At 37.7% G+C, this 17,708-nt stretch carries 16 protein-coding genes; 13 read left to right on the forward strand and 3 right to left on the reverse strand.

Going from position 1 to position 17,708, the window contains the following annotated elements; translation table 11 throughout:
* Positions 1-89: 89 nt before the first annotated feature.
* The gene (locus J6L97_RS01445) at positions 90-1,682 is read left to right on the forward strand and encodes an APC family permease (RefSeq protein WP_057726270.1); all 1,593 of its coding nucleotides are present in this window, start codon (positions 90-92) and stop codon (positions 1,680-1,682) included.
* 45 nt (positions 1,683-1,727) lie between these two features.
* Here J6L97_RS01445 and J6L97_RS01450 read toward each other — a convergent pair whose 3' ends face one another.
* Complete coding sequence (locus tag J6L97_RS01450) at positions 1,728-2,555, reverse strand: Cof-type HAD-IIB family hydrolase (RefSeq protein ID WP_005721088.1); 828 nt, start codon at positions 2,553-2,555, stop codon at positions 1,728-1,730.
* Positions 2,556-2,670: 115 nt separating this feature from the next.
* Between J6L97_RS01450 and J6L97_RS01455 the strand changes: the two genes are divergently transcribed.
* The 6 genes from J6L97_RS01455 (at position 2,671) to alr (ending at position 9,204) form a co-directional block, all read left to right on the forward strand.
* Entirely contained in the window at positions 2,671-4,290 is a 1,620-nt protein-coding gene (locus J6L97_RS01455; protein WP_057726268.1) for a glycoside hydrolase family 13 protein, read from the forward strand.
* A 109-nt stretch (positions 4,291-4,399) separates the two neighbouring features.
* On the forward strand, positions 4,400-4,645 hold the full coding sequence (locus tag J6L97_RS01460; protein WP_005721090.1) for a type B 50S ribosomal protein L31: 246 nt from the start codon (positions 4,400-4,402) through the stop codon (positions 4,643-4,645).
* A 125-nt stretch (positions 4,646-4,770) separates the two neighbouring features.
* A complete protein-coding gene (locus tag J6L97_RS01465) occupies positions 4,771-6,138 on the forward strand; it encodes a UDP-N-acetylmuramoyl-tripeptide--D-alanyl-D-alanine ligase (protein ID WP_057726265.1) in 1,368 nt (455 codons plus the stop codon).
* 12 nt (positions 6,139-6,150) lie between these two features.
* Positions 6,151-7,635, forward strand: coding sequence for a degradosome RNA helicase CshA (cshA, locus tag J6L97_RS01470; protein ID WP_057726263.1), 1,485 nt, complete (start codon positions 6,151-6,153; stop codon positions 7,633-7,635).
* Between the two features lie 80 nt (positions 7,636-7,715).
* Positions 7,716-8,072 carry a holo-ACP synthase gene (gene acpS / locus J6L97_RS01475; protein WP_057726261.1) on the forward strand — a complete coding sequence of 119 codons (357 nt, stop codon included), beginning with the start codon at positions 7,716-7,718 and terminating at the stop codon, positions 8,070-8,072.
* A 1-nt stretch (position 8,073) separates the two neighbouring features.
* Positions 8,074-9,204, forward strand: coding sequence for an alanine racemase (gene alr, locus J6L97_RS01480; RefSeq protein WP_057726259.1), 1,131 nt, complete (start codon positions 8,074-8,076; stop codon positions 9,202-9,204).
* A gap of 64 nt (positions 9,205-9,268) precedes the next feature.
* Here alr and cbpA read toward each other — a convergent pair whose 3' ends face one another.
* Together cbpA and J6L97_RS01490 are read right to left on the reverse strand one after the other, a co-directional pair.
* Positions 9,269-9,976 (reverse strand): cyclic di-AMP binding protein CbpA, encoded by a 708-nt coding sequence (cbpA, locus tag J6L97_RS01485; protein WP_005721098.1) that lies wholly within the window; start codon positions 9,974-9,976, stop codon positions 9,269-9,271.
* A 171-nt stretch (positions 9,977-10,147) separates the two neighbouring features.
* Complete coding sequence (locus J6L97_RS01490) at positions 10,148-11,119, reverse strand: L-lactate dehydrogenase (protein WP_005721100.1); 972 nt, start codon at positions 11,117-11,119, stop codon at positions 10,148-10,150.
* A gap of 136 nt (positions 11,120-11,255) precedes the next feature.
* Between J6L97_RS01490 and pth the strand changes: the two genes are divergently transcribed.
* From pth to tilS, 6 genes are all read left to right on the forward strand, one after another.
* Positions 11,256-11,813, forward strand: coding sequence for an aminoacyl-tRNA hydrolase (pth, locus tag J6L97_RS01495; RefSeq protein ID WP_023488504.1), 558 nt, complete (start codon positions 11,256-11,258; stop codon positions 11,811-11,813).
* A 1-nt stretch (position 11,814) separates the two neighbouring features.
* Entirely contained in the window at positions 11,815-15,309 is a 3,495-nt protein-coding gene (gene mfd, locus J6L97_RS01500) for a transcription-repair coupling factor (RefSeq protein ID WP_057726257.1), read from the forward strand.
* A gap of 15 nt (positions 15,310-15,324) precedes the next feature.
* Positions 15,325-15,567 (forward strand): RNA-binding S4 domain-containing protein, encoded by a 243-nt coding sequence (locus J6L97_RS01505; RefSeq protein ID WP_005721105.1) that lies wholly within the window; start codon positions 15,325-15,327, stop codon positions 15,565-15,567.
* Positions 15,568-15,634: 67 nt separating this feature from the next.
* Entirely contained in the window at positions 15,635-16,012 is a 378-nt protein-coding gene (locus J6L97_RS11200; protein WP_005721106.1) for a septum formation initiator family protein, read from the forward strand.
* Complete coding sequence (locus tag J6L97_RS01515) at positions 16,012-16,374, forward strand: S1 RNA-binding domain-containing protein (RefSeq protein ID WP_005724146.1); 363 nt, start codon at positions 16,012-16,014, stop codon at positions 16,372-16,374. The genes J6L97_RS11200 and J6L97_RS01515 overlap by 1 nt, the downstream gene beginning before the upstream one ends.
* A gap of 38 nt (positions 16,375-16,412) precedes the next feature.
* Complete coding sequence (gene tilS, locus J6L97_RS01520) at positions 16,413-17,666, forward strand: tRNA lysidine(34) synthetase TilS (RefSeq protein WP_057726254.1); 1,254 nt, start codon at positions 16,413-16,415, stop codon at positions 17,664-17,666.
* The last annotated feature ends 42 nt before the right edge of the window (positions 17,667-17,708 follow it).

Here is a 17,708-nt window from a genome sequence, read left to right on the forward strand (position 1 = left end):
TTTAGCCGTCCTAGTTCTCAGCTGGGGCGGCTTTTGTTATAATAAAAAATTAAAAATAATGGAGTTAAGAGTGAAGGAAACGTGATTATTTGGAAAAGTTAAAAAGACATAAAATAGGCTTATTTTCAGCGATTATGCTGGCCTTGAATTCCTTAATTGGTTCGGGGTGGCTTTTTGGTTCAGGTTCTGCAGCACAAATTGCAGGTCCAGCCGCAATTTTATCTTGGATTTTAGGTGCAGTAATTATTATCTCAATTGCATTGACTTATGTAGAATTAGGTTCGATGTTTCCCGAAAGTGGTGGGATGAGTCGATACGCTCAATATAGTCATGGGCCGTTATTGGGCTTTGTGGCTGCTTGGGCTAACTGGATTTCACTAGTCACATTGGTACCGATGGAAGCCGTAGCTGCCGTGCAATATATGAGTTCTTGGCCCTGGAGCTGGGCTAACTGGACTAAAAATTTTATTAAAAACGGCAGTATTACTTTTGCTGGCTTAGGTGTGGTTATTATTTTTATGCTGATTTTTACAATGATCAATTTTTGGTCAGTTAAAATCATGACCCATTTTACCAATTTGATTTCTATTTTTAAGATCTTATTGCCTACTTTGACGATTACAGTTTTAATTGCTTCAGGTTTTCATGGACAAAACTTTGGCAGTAATTTACATGAATTTATGCCTTATGGTAGTCGGTCCATCTTTGAAGCAACTTCTGTTTCAGGAATTATCATGTCCTATGATGCCTTTCAGACGGTCATCAATATGGGTGGGGAATTGAAAAATCCGCGTAAGAATATTGTGCGTGGGGTATTGATCTCAATGTTAATTACTGCGGCAATCTACATTATGTTGCAAGTGACTTTTATTGGTGCAGTTGAGCCAGGTATGTTAGCTAAAGTAGGCTGGCATGGAGTTAACTTTACCTCACCATTTGCGGACATTGCTATTATTTTAGGCATTAATTGGTTAGTAATTTTGCTCTACCTAGATGCATTTGTTTCACCATTTGGGACAGGGGTAGCATTTGTAGCTACGGCCTCAAGAGCCCTAGCGGCAATGACACACACACGTCATTTGCCAAAATGGTTAGGTAGATTGAATCAAAAATACTTAATACCACGTTATGCGATGATTGCTGACTTTGTTTTGGCGATTATTTTAGTAAGCTTATTTAGAAACTGGAATTTACTAGCAACAGTAATCACGGCCTCAACTTTGATTGCATATTTAACTGGTCCAGTTACGGTAATGACTCTAAGAAAGAAAAGACCAGATCTTGATCGTCCATTTAATCCTGGTTATATGAAGTGGCTAGCTCCAGTTGCCTTTATACTAACTAGTTTGGCAATTTACTGGTCAATGTGGCCAACGACTATTCAGGTGATAATTGTTATTGCCTTGGGTTTGCCGATTTATTTTTATTATGAAATTCACTACCAACATTCAAATTTAAAAGAACAATTACATAGTAGTTGGTGGATGATCGGTTATTTGATTTTTATGTCACTCATGTCCTTTGTGGGCAGTAGCGGTTTTGGTGGTCAGAACTGGATTAAGTATCCATTTGACTTTGTAGTAATTATCATTATTTCTCTCGCCTTCTATTATTGGGGAATTAAGACAGGGTTAAAGAAAATCGATCCTTATGCTGAAAAAATTGCGCAAAATAAAGAATAAGTAAAAAAACTGTTGGGATTTTTGGTCTCAACAGTTTTTTGTTCGCTATTCTGCTTCATCAAGATACTTATTTAGCACCTTGAAAACACCGTTGTCGTTATTAGTAGGTGCAATAAATTTAGCAGTCTTTTTAACGATATCTTGACCATTAGCCATGGCATAACTTAAACCAGCAAATTTCAACATTTCAAGGTCATTTTCACCATCACCGAAGGCAATTAATTCACTTCTTGGCACGTCTAAATAAGCTAAAAATTCCTTTAGCCCTGCGGCTTTATTTACACCTTCAGGAATAATATCCATGTAGCTCCAACCACTAGTTGTGACGTGGATTTTTTCTGTACTACGGCTGTTGAAGCCATGTTCTAATTCATGTCGAATCTTGCTGGGATAGTCCATTGTGATCTTAGTGTATTGGTCATCAGCAGGAATTTTATTAAAATCATCAATTTCGATGCTATTAGGATAAAAATAATGATGGGACCGCTTGTATTCTGGTGGTGTACTTTTTAAAAAGTAGGAGTGCTTAACGCCACTAATTAAAATGTTTTGGGCTGCACCAGGATAGCGTGCGTGCAAATATTCAATAAAATTTAGGATGCATTTTTTTGAAAAGCTTGTTGTACGAATAATTTTTCCATCGCGAACTAAGACCGCACCATTGTCGGCAACAAAGTCAATAGAATCGATAAATTCGCTAAAGTCATCAGCCAAACGACCAGCTGGGCGGCCGCTAGCAATAATAAAATGTGCCCCGTGTTGATGCAGACGAGTTAAAATCTCGCTAAACATTTGATGATCGTATTGTTTTTCATCGTTAACAAAAGTACCGTCAACGTCTACAGCAACGGCCTTAAAGGGAAGAGTAGTCATCTAATTACCTCACTAAAATTTGATACCGTTAACAGTTTACCATTTCTTGCAAGTGCTTACATAAATTATTTATATTATGTTTAACAATAAATTTGAAGTTTACGAGGTAGAAAAAATGACACCATGGTGGAAAAAAGCAGTTGTTTATCAAATTTATCCTAAGTCATTTCAGGACAGCAACGGTGATGGCATAGGTGACTTACAAGGAATTATTGCTCGTTTAGATTATTTGGAAAATCTAGGAGTTGATGCAATTTGGCTTTCACCGGTTTATCAATCTCCCGGTGTGGATAATGGCTATGATATTTCAAATTATGAAGCGATTGATCCGCAATATGGCACGATGGCTGATATGGATGAGTTGATTCAGAAAGCTAAGGAGCATCATATCCGAATTGTAATGGATCTGGTGGTTAATCATACATCTGACCAGCATCAATGGTTTGTGGAGGCACGAAAAAGTAAGGATAATCCTTACCGAGACTATTATATTTGGCGTGATCCTGTTGATGGACATGAGCCCAATAGTTTGAAGTCTGCTTTTTCTGGTTCAGCTTGGAAATTTGATGAGCAAACAGGACAATATTATTTACACTTCTTTGCGGAACAACAACCTGATTTAAATTGGAAAAATCCAGAGTTGCGGCAAAAAATCTACGATATGATGAACTTTTGGCTTGATAAGGGGATCGGTGGCTTCCGAATGGATGTGATTGAATTAATTGGTAAAGATCCCGACAAAATGATCCGTGAAAATGGTCCGATGCTTCATCCATATTTGCAAGAAATGAACAAGAATACATTTGGTGATCGAGATGTGATGACGGTGGGCGAAACTTGGAATGCGACACCGAAGATTGCAGAAGAGTACTCAGATCCAGCACGTCATGAATTATCAATGGTTTTCCAATTTGAGAATCAAGCTTTAGACCAGCAGGAGGGAAAAGAAAAGTGGGATTTAAAGCCGCTAGACTTAGGCGAATTGAAAAAGGTTTTAGTAAAGTGGCAGACAGAGCTTGATTTTAATCATGCTTGGAATAGTTTGTTCTGGGAAAATCATGATATTCCGCGCGTAATTTCACGTTGGGGCAATGATAAAAAATATCGGGTGCAGTGTGCTAAGATGTTTGCGACAGTTTTACATTTGATGCACGGCACACCATATATTTTTAACGGTGAAGAAATTGGTATGACTAATTGTCCGGTAAAAAATATTGATGAAGTAGAAGATATTGAAAGTGTCAATATGTATCATGAACGTCTGGCTGAAGGTTATGACAAAGATAAACTAATTCATGCGATCAATGTTAAAGGCAGGGATAATGCTCGTCGTCCAATGCAATGGAATGATGAGAAAAATGCCGGCTTTACTAAGTCAAAGCCATGGTTGACAGTAAATCCTAACTACAAAGAAATTAATGTGAAGAAGGCCTTGGCTGATCCTAATTCGATTTTTTATACTTACCAAGAATTGATTACTTTACGTCATGAAAATGAGATTGTGGTTAATGGTGACTTTAAGTTGGTTCATGATACTGGTGATGAAGTTCTTGCATATTATCGTATTTTAGGTACTGAAAAGTGGTTGGTGGTTGCTAACCTATCTGGTGAAGAGCAACAGTTTACGTCGACCGATCGCATTAAAGAAAACTTGCTTAGTAATTATGCTGTGCGTAATGATCTGCATGATATTACGCTTAAGCCTTATGAAGCATTTGCAGTGGCAATTAGATAAGCTAAAATTAAAAAGAACTTGAATTACTAACTTGAAGATGTTATTCTAGTTATCGTTAATCGATTAATCTATGATCTGTGATATGATCATGGCAAAGGAGTAATAAATTATGAAACAAGGTATTCATCCAGAATTTCAAGAAGTAGTTTTCATGGACTCAGCAACTGGTGCTAAGTTCTTAGCTGGCTCAACTTTGAAGCCATCAGAAACTATTGACTACGAAGGCGAAACTTACCCATTAGTACGTGTTGAAGTTTCATCAGATTCACACCCATTCTACACTGGCAAGCAAAAGTTTGCTCAAGCAGATGGTCGAATCGAAAAGTTCAACAAGAAGTACGGTTTGAAGAAGTAAACCTTTTATCTGGTGGAAGCAGTCCCATTGGGGCTGCTTTTTTCGTTAGAGATTATTTGGCAGAATGCATGAAAGACAGTATAATGTTTTCTGTATAAAAATGTTTTTATGGGAGTAAATATTCAATGAAAATGCAAATGGCGGAAATTGCCAAGGCTTTAAATACTACTTGTGAAGGTGACAATCAAACTGTTATTACTTCTGTTGCCTTTGACTCCAGAAAGATCACAGATGGTGGATTATTTGTACCACTTGAAGGTGAACGTGATGGGCACGAATTCATAGCTAGTGCTATTAATAATGGTGCTTCTGCTACTTTATGGAAAAAAGGGCATCCGAACAAGCCAGAAGATATTGCGGTTATTGAAGTTGATGATCCGCTTGCTGCTATGCAAGAGCTTGCTCGCTATTATTTGCGTAAGGTTAATCCAACCGTAGTGGGAATTACTGGTTCAAATGGTAAGACTACTACCAAGGATATGATTGCTGCTGTTTTGTCTAAACGCTTTAATGTACATAAAACTCAGGCCAACTTTAACAATGAGATTGGTGTGCCAATGACCATCCTTGAGATGAAGCCAAATACTGAAATTTTGGTGCTTGAAATGGGAATGGACAGACCAGGTCAATTGCATCATTTAAGTGAATTAACCCATCCAGATGTGGCCGTAATTACAATGATTGGTGAAGCTCATATTGAATTCTTTGGCAGCCGCGACAAGATTGCAGATGCTAAGATGGAAATTACTGACTTTTTGCGTGAAGATGGCGAATTTATCTTCAATGGGGATGAACCATTATTGCAAGAACGTGCTGAGAAATTGGATCAAGCTAAAGCAACTTTTGGTTTTAGAGATGAAGATACAGTTCATGCAACTGGCTTTAAGAGTTATATGCATCATGCTACCTTTACAGTTAATGATTCAGAGCAAAAATTCTCAATCCCAATGATTGGTAAACACAATGTTTCTAACGCAATGGCCGCAATTAGTGTTGGTCGTCATTTTGGTGAAAGTGATGAGGAAATTGCCTCATCATTGTCTAACTTTACCCCAACGGCTAATCGGATGGAGTGGGAAAAAGGCGATGCTGGAGAAAGCATCATGAGTGATGTCTATAACTCAAATCCAACTGCTGTTAGAGCTGTATTGACTAGTTTTGGCCAAGTTGAAGTAAAAGATAATGGGCGCAGAATTGCTGTTTTAGGTGATATGTTGGAATTAGGTAAAAACTCCCCTGAATTGCATGCTGGCCTTGAGGATACGTTAGATCCACAAATTATTAACGAAGTTTACTTATATGGCTCTGAAATGAAGAATTTGTATGATGCTTTACAAGATAAGTATGAGCCAGAGCATTTGCATTATTATACACAAGAACAGACAGATCGAATGATTGACGATCTGAAGAATGATATTAAGTCGGATGACATTGTTGTATTGAAGGGTTCACATGGAATGCACCTGGAAAATGTCTTGGCCCGACTAAGATAGGAGAACAATTTTTTGAAGTTTTCAGAATTAGGATTAAATGACGCGCTTCTTAAGGCAATTAAACGTTCAGGCTTTGAAGAAGCAACGCCAATCCAGGAACAGACTATTCCCCTTGCTTTGCAAGGCAAAGATGTAATTGGTCAAGCCCAGACTGGTACCGGTAAGACAGCTGCGTTTGGCTTGCCAATTTTACAGATGATCGACAAAAAAGAAAAAGCAATTCAAGCGGTTATTATTGAACCAACGCGTGAACTTGCTATTCAGACGCAAGAAGAATTATTCCGTTTAGGTCGTGATGAACACGCTCATGTTCAAGTGGTCTACGGAGGAGCAGATATTGGTCGTCAAATTCGCTCATTAAAACATCATATACCATCAATTTTAGTTGGTACTCCAGGGCGATTACTTGATCACCTTAAGCGTAAGACAATCAATTTGGATCAAGTTAAAGCAGTTGTTTTAGATGAAGCAGATGAAATGCTGGATATGGGCTTTATTCAAGATATTGAAAGTATTTTGAAATATGCTAAAAACCGGCAACAAACTTTGCTCTTTAGTGCAACAATGCCTAAGCCAATTTTGCGTATTGGTGAAAAATTTATGGATCATCCAGAGATTGTCCGAATTAAGGCTAAGGAATTAACGGCTGACTTGATCGAACAATATTTTGTCCGGGCCAAAGAATCCGAAAAGTTCGATATCATGTGCCGTTTGATTGATGTACAAGGTCCAGACTTAGCTTTGGTATTTGGTCGCACTAAACGCCGTGTAGATGAGCTTACACGTGGTTTGCAAGCACGTGGCTATAATGCTGCAGGAATTCACGGCGACTTGTCACAAGCACGGAGAATGGCTGTTTTAAAGAAGTTCCGTGACGGTAAACTGGATATTTTAGTGGCAACTGATGTAGCTGCACGTGGACTTGATATTTCGGGTGTAACGCACGTTTATAATTATGATATTCCACAAGATCCAGATTCATATGTCCACCGAATTGGAAGAACCGGGCGTGCAGGACAAAATGGTATTTCAGTTACTTTTGTAACGCCAAATGAAATTGGCTATATGAGAACCATTGAGCAGTTAACTAAGAAAAAGATGTCACCACTTCGTCCACCGACAGATGATCAAGCTCTGCATGGTCAATTAAAGCAAGCAAGAGCTGAAATCGAAGATTTAATGAATGGTGATTTGGGTAAATATACTCAAGGCGCAAGTGAGTTGCTTGATAATTATTCAGCACTTGACTTAGTTGCAGCATTTTTAAAGAATTTGGCTAAAGACGAAGTTAAAGTTAAGATTACACCAGAAAAACCTTTGCCATACAAGGGCGATGGTCGGCATCGTCGTGGTAAAGGTCATGGTCGTGGCAATAATCATGGACGTGATGATTATCGCCGCCGGCGCAATAATAATTCATACCGTCATAATGGTAATCGTGGTAAACGTGGTCATGGCAATGGACATGAATTCGTAATTAAGAATAAAAAAGGCTAAAATTTTAGTCTGAGGAGAAGTTGTAATTTTTGCAACTTCTTTTTTGTATTATAATGGTGTCATTGTGTGAGGTGAAAACGATGATTAAAGGTGTAGGAATTGACTCAATTGAAGTTGAGCGGATTCAAAAAATTGTTGCTAAAGGTGATGCTTTTGCTAAAAAAGTATTAACACCCAATGAATTTAACCAATATCAAAAAATGAAAGGCAAGCGTAAGGTTGAGTATCTTGGTGGTCGCTTTTCATTAAAAGAGTCCTTCTCAAAAGCCTTAGGGACAGGACTAGGTAAGTATGTTGGCTTTCAAGATGTTGAAACCTTGTGGGATGATTTAGGGCACCCGGTCATGACTTCAACTAAGTTTGATGGAAATATCTTTCCAAGTATCACACATGATAATCACGAAATTATTACTTTTGTAGTTTTGGAGGAAAATTAATATGGTTCCAGGCTATCACCGTCCAGCCGTTGTAAAGGTAAATTTGGGCGCAATTAGAAGAAATATTAAAAATGAAATGAAACATCTTGCAACAGGGCAAAAGATGTTAGCTGTAGTTAAGGCCAATGCTTATGGTCATGGTGCAGTTGAGGTGGCTAAAATTGCGATTGAGGAAGGTGCAGCAGGCCTTTGTGTAGCTATTTTAGATGAGGCCTTGCAATTGCGTCATGCTGACATTGTTAAGCCAATTTTAGTTTTGGGAGTAGTTTCTCCAGAATACGCTCCAATTGCGGCCGCAAACAATGTTTCATTAACGATTCCTAACCTTGAATGGCTAAAGGAAGCAGAAAAGTACCTTGAAAAAGAGCAGTTACAGTTGAAAGTTCATATTGGAGTAGATTCAGGCATGGGTCGGATCGGCTTTAACGAAGATGAGGATTTTATTGCTGCTAATAAATTCTTACAAAATAACGATAATTTCTACGTAGAGGGTATGTTCGCACACTTTGCTTCCGCAGACAGTGCCGATGATACTTACTTTAAGCATCAGGTAGAAAAATTTGCTCATATGAGAAGTTTGTTGACAGTTAAGCCTAAGTGGATTCACGTAGACAATACCGCTGCCAGCATCTTTAACAAGGATGTGCCTAGTGATTGTGTTCGTTTTGGAATTGGCATTTATGGTTTGAACCCATCCTCTAATCCTAATAGTCCTGACTTGAAGTCATCAATTTCGCTTGAACCAGCATTATCATTTGAGAGTGAACTAACTCATGTAAAAACTATTCATGAAGGTGACGGAGTAGGATATGGTTCTACCTTTGTAGCTGATCAAGATACAATTATTGGAACTGTGCCTGTTGGCTATGCTGATGGCTTTATTAGAAAGTTTCAAGGCTTTAAAGTTAAAGTTGGAGACGAATACTGTCCAATTGTCGGCCGAATTTGTATGGATCAATTTATGGTCAAAATGCCAAAGAAAATGCCGTTAGGAACTAAGGTAGTCATCATTTCCAATGATCCAACAGCGCCAAATAATATTAAGGCCGCCGCAGATTATGTTGATACTATTCACTATGAAGTAGCATGTTTGTTAAACGATCGTTTACCTCGTGTTTACTATGAAAAATAAGTTAGACAATAAAAAAATGCTTCTAGAACAAAAATCTAGAAGCATTTTTTGGTAGATCAATTTTTTAATCCTTAACAGGGTGTTCAATAAAGACACCTGGATTTTCATCACTCATAATAGTCATGCCGGCTTGCAAATCTTCGATTTCAGAAACTACGAAACCTTTTCTTTGTAACTTATCAACAATCGTTCTCATGGTAATATCTGAGACACCAGCGGGGAGAGTAAAGAGTGTTCTTCTAACAAAATTACCTTCGAGTTCGCCAGCAGCTGCATCAAGTGTCATTACACTAGACATATTAGTGTGCTTAGACACAATCTTGGACATCTTGATCAAGTTACCACGTGTATTGTCAGATAAAACGGTCAAAACGTATGAACCATTTTTAACATCCCACGCATCTGACAACATATCAAGCATTCTTGAGTGAGTAAGAATACCATAAAAATGATTATCTTCATCAAGGACAGCAATATAAGGCAAGTCCTTAATGTTGAAAAATACCTTGAAGAATGGTGAATTGACCTTAATTGTCTTAGTGGCATTCTTAAGTAAGTAAGTTACTGGTAGATTCATATCGCCACCTTGTGACTTATGACGGTAGATATGCATCTTATAAATGTTACCACGGAAAATAGTACCAGTATCGTCAACGATTGGCACACATCTGTAGCCTGAATCTTCTAAAACTTTTAAAGCTTCTGCTAATGTGGCTTTTTCATTAACTGTTGTTAAATAATCTTTTTTAATAACTAAAGATTTAATAAGCATGAGTTCGCCTCCGAAAGTGAGAAATGTTTCAAGTAATTATAGCATAGTTGATGAGTTAATTAAATATTAATTAAAGTTCATCTGAAGTAACAACTATATTTTAACAATAGTTAGACAAATAAAAAAGCATCTCTAAAAAAAGAGATGCCTTTAGATGAAACAAGTTTTAGATTATTGACGAACCTTAACGCCAGTTTCCTTAAATGCCTTGTCCATAACCTTCTTCAATTGATCTGCAGAAGCAGTCATCAATTCTTGTTCCTTGTCACTTAATGGCATTTCAATGATTTGTTCAAGACCCTTACGGCCAACAACTGCAGGAGTACCAATGTGAATGTCATGTAAGCCATATTGACCGTCCATAGGAACTGAAAGTGGAAGTACACGGTGTTCATCGTTCAAGATAGCCTTAGCGATCATTGCTGAAGCAGTACCGATTCCGTAGAAAGTAGCACCCTTCTTGTTAATGATTTCGTAAGCCATGTTAGCAACTTCCTTGTGGATGTCTTCAAGCTTAGATTCATCCATACCGTGAGCCTTAACCCAGTCACTAACCTTTACGCCACCAACATTGTTGTAGCTCCATGCTGGGAATTCAGTATCACCGTGTTCACCAAGCATGTAAGCATTAACTGAACGTGGGTCAACATGTTCCATTTCACCGATAACCTTTTGAAGACGACCAGTATCAAGTGAAGTACCTGAACCGATAACACGATCCTTAGGGAAACCTGACATTTTCCAAGTTGCGTGGGTTAAAATATCAACTGGGTTAGCAACAACTAAGAAAATACCTTCAAAGCCTGATTCAACAACTGGTTCAACGATTGATGATAAAATCTTCAAGTTCTTGTTAACAAGGTCAAGACGAGTTTCGCCTGGCTTTTGTGGAGCACCAGCAGTGATAACTACTAAGTCTGCATCCTTACAGTCAGGGTAGTCAGCTGCATAGATATTCTTTGGTGAAGTCCAAGGGGTAGCATCAGCTAAGTCAATTGCGTCACCTTCAACGTGTTCCTTAGCGATATCAATAATACCCAATTCTTCGGCGATACCTTGTTGTACCATTGAGAATGCGAAGGTTGAACCTACAGCACCATCACCAACAAGAATAACTTTACGAGGTCTTTCATCTCTTGGCATAAATAAAAATCTCCTTTTTTATTAGTGATATTTTTAACAAAATGAATTATACCATGATAGCAAGCATTAATAAAATTATTATTTCCTAATTGTGCTATTATATGTAAGATTGTGTGCATAGTGAGGAGTAAAAATAATGAAGATAATTGCAGGTTTAGGTAATCCAGGACAAAAATATGATAAAACAAAGCATAATACTGGTTTCATGACAATGGATCATTATTTGAATGAAAAGGGTTTGTCACTGGATAAAGATAAATTTGAAGGTCATTGGACTAAGCAAAAAATAAATGGTGAAGATGTAATTTTGCTTGAGCCGCAAACCTTTATGAATGAATCAGGTCGTTCAGTTAGTCAAGTGGCTAACTTCTTTAAGGTTGATCCAGCAGATGTGCTAATTATTCAAGATGATATGGATATGCCAATTGGTAAAATTAGAATTAGAGCTAATGGCAAATCTGGTGGACATAATGGAATTAAAAGCATCATTCGAGATTTAGGGACGGAAAAGTTTAATCGTTTGAAGATTGGTATTCGTCATCCGAAAAATACAACGGTTGTTTCATGGGTTTTGACACCATTTAATGATGAACAACAAAAATTGATGGATGATGCATTTGCGACAAGTGTAGATATTATTGACGACTTTATCAGCGGACATGGTAGTCAATATTTAATGAATAAATATAATTAAAATGCGTTTAACAGAGATTTTAGATAAAGATCAAGATTTAAATAATTTTATTTCAAAAACAAAACAAGTAAAAAATTCACTAATCACTGGCGCTAATGCCGGTGCTTTTAGTCTATTGCTAAAACAGATAACAACTAAATTAGCAGTTCCTCTTATTTTAATTGAAGAAAACGAAAGTAAAGCACAAAACTTATATGGTGAACTCAGTGCCATTATGGCAGATGAAACTGTGCAAATTTTTCCAGTAGATGCTACAATTGCAACGCAAACGGCAGTTAGTTCGCCTGATGAACTGAGCAGCCGAATTCAGGCACTTAATTTTTTGTTAAGTGGTAAGGCAGGAATAGTGGTAACAACGCCGCAGGGGCTGCAATACAAACTGACCAATCCAACTGATTTTGCGCAGGCAAAGCGGAGTTTTGAGCCAGGTCAAGAATATGAACTAAAAGAACTCAATGAATGGTTGCTTGCTTCAGGGTATCAGCGTGATTCTTTGATAGCACGGCCAGGCGAATTCGCCATCCGTGGTGATATTTTAGATGTTTATCCACTAGATCGAGAAAATCCCGTGCGAATCGAATTCTTTGGTGACGAAATAGATACAATTAAGGAATTCGATTTAGCTAGTCAACGGAGTCAAAAAGAGTTAGACAAAGTAGAAGTTGCAGCAGCTCAAGATCGAGTTTTTACTAAGGATGCAATTGCGGCAGCGGCTAAGAAAATTGAACAAGATATGGCCAATGCACCAGCTCCCGCTAAAGCTGTCAAGGACCACTTTGCGGCAGTTCTTGATGAATTAAACGATGGCGGTTTACCTAAAAACTATGCTTTCTTAATTGACTATTTGCTTGAAATTTCTAGTAGTTTACTCGAATATTTGCCTAAAAATGGGCAGATTTTATTTGACGATTTGCCTTTAATTAATCAAGCAGTTGAAACAGTTGATAAGCAAAACGCTGCTTTTATTAATGATGAACTAAAAACTGGTGCAATGTTGCCAGGGCAAAGCTTGCGGTCAGATTATACAAAGATTCTGAGCAAAGATAAGCACCATCGTATTTATTTCTCATTGTTTCAACGAAGCATGGGACGACTGCGCTTAGGCCAGATGCTCAATTGGTCAACACGTGAGCCAGAACAATTCTTTAGTCAAATGCCGCTGATTAAGTCAGAATTAGAATCTTATCAAAAGGCGGGGCAAACCGTCATTTTACAGGCTGATAATGAAAAAAGAGCACAGCAAATTGATCAAACAATGGTTGATTTTGGCTTAAATTTACCAATTGTTGGTGCAGACGAAATTGTTGAACAACGGACACAAATTGTAGTTGATGGCTTTGTTAGTGGCTTTAGTTTACCAACAGTTAAATTGGTATATCTAACGGAGCGTGAACTATTTAATAAGCGCCCACAACGTAAAAAAAGAATTAAGACACTGGAGAATGCCCAGCGTTTGCGCAATTATACTGAACTGAAGCCAGGGGATTATGTTGTTCATGTTAACCATGGGATTGGTCGGTTTGAAGGAATCAAGACTTTAGAAAATAATGGTACCAAGCGTGACTATATTACGATTACCTACCAGCATGGTGATCAGCTTTTTGTACCAGCAGATCAATTAAGCTTAGTACAAAAATACGTTGGTTCAGAAGGTAAGACACCACATATTAATAAGCTAGGTGGTAGTGAGTGGGCTAAAACCAAGCGTAAGGTTCAATCTAAAGTTGAAGATATTGCGGATGATTTGATTGAACTTTATGCCAAACGTGAATCAGAAAAAGGCTTTGCTTTTTCACCTGATGATGATCTACAAAAACAATTTGAAGATGCCTTTCCTTATCCAGAAACACCTGATCAATTGCGATCGGTTAAAGAAATTAAGCAAGATATGGAAAGCTCGAAGCCAATGGACCGTCTTTTAGTAGGGGATGTTGGTTTTGGAAAAACTGAGGTAGCCTTACGAGCAGCTTTTAAGGCAATTCAGGATAATAAACAAGTAGCCTTTTTAGTACCCACCACTATTTTGGCGCAACAACACTATGAGACGATTCAAGATCGCTTCAAAGATTTCCCAGTCAATACTGCTATGCTATCTCGTTTTCAAACGCTAGTTGAATCAAAGGAAATTATTGAAGGGCTAAAAAATGGCAAGATAGATTTGGTTGTTGGGACTCACCGTATTTTGTCTCAAGATGTAAAATTCAAGAATCTAGGATTGTTAATTGTTGACGAGGAGCAGCGGTTTGGCGTTAAGCACAAGGAAAAGTTAAAGCAGTTGAAGGCAAATATTGATGTTTTGACATTAACAGCTACGCCAATACCGCGAACGCTTCATATGTCAATGGTAGGTGTGCGTGATCTCTCAGTAATGGAAACGCCACCTCAAAACAGATACCCTATTCAAACTTATGTGATGGAACAAATTTCTAGTGTAGTAAGGGATGCATGCTTGCGTGAAATGCAACGTGATGGACAGGTCTTTTATTTACATAATCGGATTAGTGATATCGATGAAACTGTCGAAAAACTGCAGGAATTGATGCCACAGGCGCGAATTGCAGCTGCCCATGGTCGAATGAGTCAGAATCAGTTGGAAGATATTCTTTATCGCTTCCTGAATCGCGAGTTTGATATCTTGGTTACGACTACGATTATTGAAACAGGAATTGATATGCCCAATGTCAATACAATGATCATTGAAGATGCTGACCACTATGGTCTAAGTCAGTTGTATCAATTGCGGGGTAGAATTGGCCGTAGTGCTCGTTTGGCTTATGCTTACTTCTTGTATAAGCCAAATAAAGTTTTAACTGAGGTTGGTGAAAAACGGCTTGATGCGATCCGTGACTTCACTGAACTGGGTTCTGGTTTCAAAATAGCAATGCGTGACTTATCAATTCGTGGTGCTGGAAATATGCTGGGTGCACAACAGCATGGCTTTATTGATAGCGTTGGTTATGATTTGTACTCACAAATGCTGGCTGATGCAATTAAACAGCGTAAGGGGAAGACAACAGTCAAAAAGTCAAACGCAGAAATCGACCTTGGACTTGAGGCTTATATTCCAGATTCGTATATCGGTGATCAAGAAGAAAAAATTGAATTTTACAAAAAGATTAAAGCCGTCTCAAGTCAGGAAGAATTAGGTAAAATTGAAGATGAATTAATCGATCGTTTTGGTGACTATCCAACGGCCGTCGAGAATTTATTAGCTGTTGCCGGTCTAAAGGTTGATGCTGACATGGCTCAAGTGCTCAATGTGGTTAAAACTGACGATAAGATTAAAGTGGAATTTACGAACGCAGCTTCACGCGAACTTGAGGGACCTAATATTTTTAAGGCATTGGAGCATGTAAGCTTAAAGGCTCGCATTAGTATGAATCAAGAAAAAAGAATGGTTGTCTTACTATTGTTGCCGGATAAAATGAAGAATCGTGTTTTATTCAATGAACTGGCAACCTTTTTACAGGCAGCAAGCGACATTGTACAAAGGTAACTGTAGGAGAAAAATATGAGGATTGATAAATTTTTAAAAGTTTCACGATTAGTTAAGAGAAGAACCGTAGCTAAAGAAATGGCTGATCAAGGTAGAATCAAAGTCAATGGTCGAGTTGTAAAATCAAGCTACGATGTAAAAATTGATGATATTATTGAAGTAGGTTACGGCGCCAAAACCATCAAGGCTAAGGTGTTAAATATTCGCGAGACCACGAAAAAAGCAGAAGCAAGTGAACTGTACGAGCTAGTTGATTAATGACTTTTGATTAAATCGTTGTTATACTTGACTTAGTATAGTTATTTAGTAATTAGGGGATTAAACAATGAATCATGGTCCACGTATATATAATTCGTTGAGTCCAGAAGAGCAGAGGGCGCGTCTTAGACGTAAACAGGCTAAACTAGAGAAAGAAACACACCGCAAGCGGTTGAACGTAATTATGGCAGTTTTTGCTATCATTTTCGTTGCTTTAGGTGTACAGATTGCAATCAAGATTTCTCAAACTGGACGACTGAATAATCAAGTACAAGCTGAAAAACAGACTTTAACTAAAGTAAAAAATAAGAGAAATGACTTAGAAACTGAAAAGCAGGATTTGAAGGATCCAAATTATGTTGCTAAGCTGATTCGTTATAAATTCTATTATTCTAAATCAAATGAGAAGATTTATAACGTGCATGAAAGAAATGATGATAACTAATGGAAAAGTATCAAGCTGGTAATCGGGTGACTGGTGTAATTAATAACATTACTGACTTGGGCATCTTTGTTACTTTACCTAATCGGCATTCTGGTTTGGTTCATCATAGTGACTTTGGCAATAATTGGCTACGCGAACGTCGTCGTTATCATGTTGGCGATGAAGTGCGCGTGGTTGTGGTGCACATCCATAAAGGGAGATTTAATTTATCGATCACTCGAGTGAATGATCCGGAATTAGTTGACCATGATAATCAATTTTCTAAGACAAAGCCAGCTGATTTTGATCAAGTCCTGAATCAAACAACGCGGGATGCTAAAGAAGAAATTGAAAAGCTAAAGCAAGTATTAACTGAGAATTAAGGGATGGTCCGAAAGGGCCATTTTTTGTTAGAAAAATAATGAAAATTAATGATTTTTTTGAACAACATCAGATTGACTTAAAGGATAAAAGACTATTAGTAGCCGCAAGTGCGGGACCGGATTCCATGGCTTTACTAGATATGCTAGTTAATTTGCAAAAACAACTAAGTTTTACTGTTTTTGCGGCACATTTTGATCATCAATTGCGTGCGGATAGCTCATATGAAGTAGAAGTTTTGCAAAATTATTGTGCTCAAAAGAAGATTTGCCTGTTTAATGGCAAGTGGGATAAACATGATCAGCCCCAAACGGGAATTGAGGCAGCGGCGCGAGAGGCACGATATCATTTTTTGACTAATGTTGCTCATAGCGAGCGAATGAACTATTTATTAACTGCGCATCATGGTGATGATTTGCTAGAAAATATTTTGCTCAAATTTATTCGCTCGGGAAATCCTGAAGAGATGAATAGTTTGCAAGATATCGGCTCTATGCATGGCGTTGTTTTGCTTAGACCACTATTAGCCTATAGTAAGCAAGAATTACTCGAATATGATCAAGAGCGTGAAATTGACTATGTAATAGATTCAACTAATACGGAGGATGAGACTGTTCGAAATCGACTGCGTCATCATGTGGTGCCATTATTAAAAGAGGAGAATCCTAATTTAATTAGTAATGCACTGCGTTTTAGTGAAAAAATGAGTCAATTGACGGATTTGGCGGATGAGCAGTTGAATAGTATGAGAACGGTTGAGCCATTTTTGGGTGCTTGGCGAATTAAAACGGACAACTTAAATGATTTATCTACAGAAGAAAAAAATATTTTTTGGCAAAAGATAATCTGGCAAAAATATCATCGCCGGGTAAATGAAAATTTGGGCAATTTTGAGGTGATTGATTATCAAGGTTATAGTTATTTAGTTGAAAATAAGCCACAGAAAATTGTGCAGCCATTTAGTATCGAACTGAATCAGCAATTTGAATTCAACGGAGCTTATTATTTACTAACTACTGATAGGCAAGCTGATTTGAAAGAAATAGGAAGCTTTTGGCTAGAAAGGGATGCACATTTTACTGCGGGAAGTCTAGTACCTGCTAGCAAATTATTGTTGAAAAATGGTCAACGAGTTAAGGCGAAAAAGAAATTTGCAGAAAAGGCAATTCCCTTTGCCTTGCGCTCTTGCTGCATTTCAATTTATGTTGAAAATGAACCTGTTTTTGTAGAAAAATGTTATCAAAAACAAGACTTTATCACAGATGGTAAACATTATTTCCTATACATTTATTAAGAAGTCTTCAAAATAGGTGAAAATGTTAGTGGTTGCAAGCCA

The organism is Lactobacillus crispatus (assembly GCF_018987235.1).
Taxonomy (GTDB): domain Bacteria; phylum Bacillota; class Bacilli; order Lactobacillales; family Lactobacillaceae; genus Lactobacillus; species Lactobacillus crispatus.